General features: G+C 44.0%; 1 protein-coding gene and 1 pseudogene. Both read left to right on the forward strand.

Annotated features, from left to right (window positions below; genetic code table 11):
• A pseudogene (locus B3W37_RS15730) lies at window positions 1-277 on the forward strand (stage III sporulation protein AG); the annotation flags it as partial.
• Entirely contained in the window at window positions 274-792 is a 519-nt protein-coding gene (locus tag B3W37_RS15735) for a SpoIIIAH-like family protein (RefSeq protein WP_483176384.1), read from the forward strand. The pseudogene B3W37_RS15730 and the gene B3W37_RS15735, both read left to right, overlap by 4 nt.
• The last annotated feature ends 137 nt before the right edge of the window (window positions 793-929 follow it).

A 929-nucleotide genomic window follows, 5' to 3' on the forward strand; every position in this document is an offset into this window, starting at 1 on the left:
AACCAGGAAGACGGAAGAAAAAGATTACAAAGGGGTGGAGAGAACCATTGATGAACAGAATACAGTCAAAGATTTGGCTGTTTCCGGAGGGGAATCACTTTTGGTCGAACAAAAGTCCCCGCAGATTTTGGGTGTACTGGTAGTAGCCGATGGTGCCTGTGATCCGATGGTCAAGGAAGAGCTTACCAATGTAACTGCTACTTTGCTCAACCTTTCCGCCTATCAGGTAAGGGTAGCAGCACGCCGGCCGAATGCAGAAAGGGGTGCGAGCCGATGATTCAGATGATTAATGGGAAGAAAATATTGGGCTTGGCAGTAATTTTGCTGCTGGCAGGAATAATATGGTTTTTAGTTCTCCAGGGAAAGGACACCAGCCCAAATGAAGTACCGGAGGTTGGTATAGAGCCGGGTATCGAAATTCAAACTAAAGCGGCCGAGGCTGGGAGTATAAGCTTTTTTGCCGAATACCGGATGGAGCGGGAGCGCACCCGGAGCAAACAGATAGAATTATTGCGGGAGATAATTAACCAGAATTCGCAGGGCAAAGCCCGGGAAGCCGCTTCACTTCGCCTGGTAAGTATTTCCGAGGATATGGAAAAGGAAATGAAGGCTGAGAATCTGGTGAAATCAAGTGGTTACAAAGAATGTGTTGTTATCATCCAGTCCAGTGAGACCACGGTAGTATTGAAGGCTGAGTCTTTAAGTCAGGAACAGGAGGATGAAGTCAAACAAATAGTGGGTACGTCAATTATGCAAGAAAAAAGTAAGATAAATATTATAGTAAGGAAATGAAATCGGGGGGGTTGTATACAGTGATAAATGATTGAAATAAATTTGATTTGTTTTTATAATATTATCAATCGGACTAAAGGTACGCTGCTCAGGCCGAAGGCCTGAGACGTTTTGTATATAGGTGCTTTTGTATATTT

This window comes from Syntrophomonas sp. UBA5494, assembly GCF_002426325.1.

Excerpts from the sequence above, each read along its gene's own strand:
- B3W37_RS15735 (WP_483176384.1), top strand. The coding sequence starts at position 274 with ATGATTCAGATGATTAATGGGAAGAAAATATTGGGCTTGGCAGTAATT.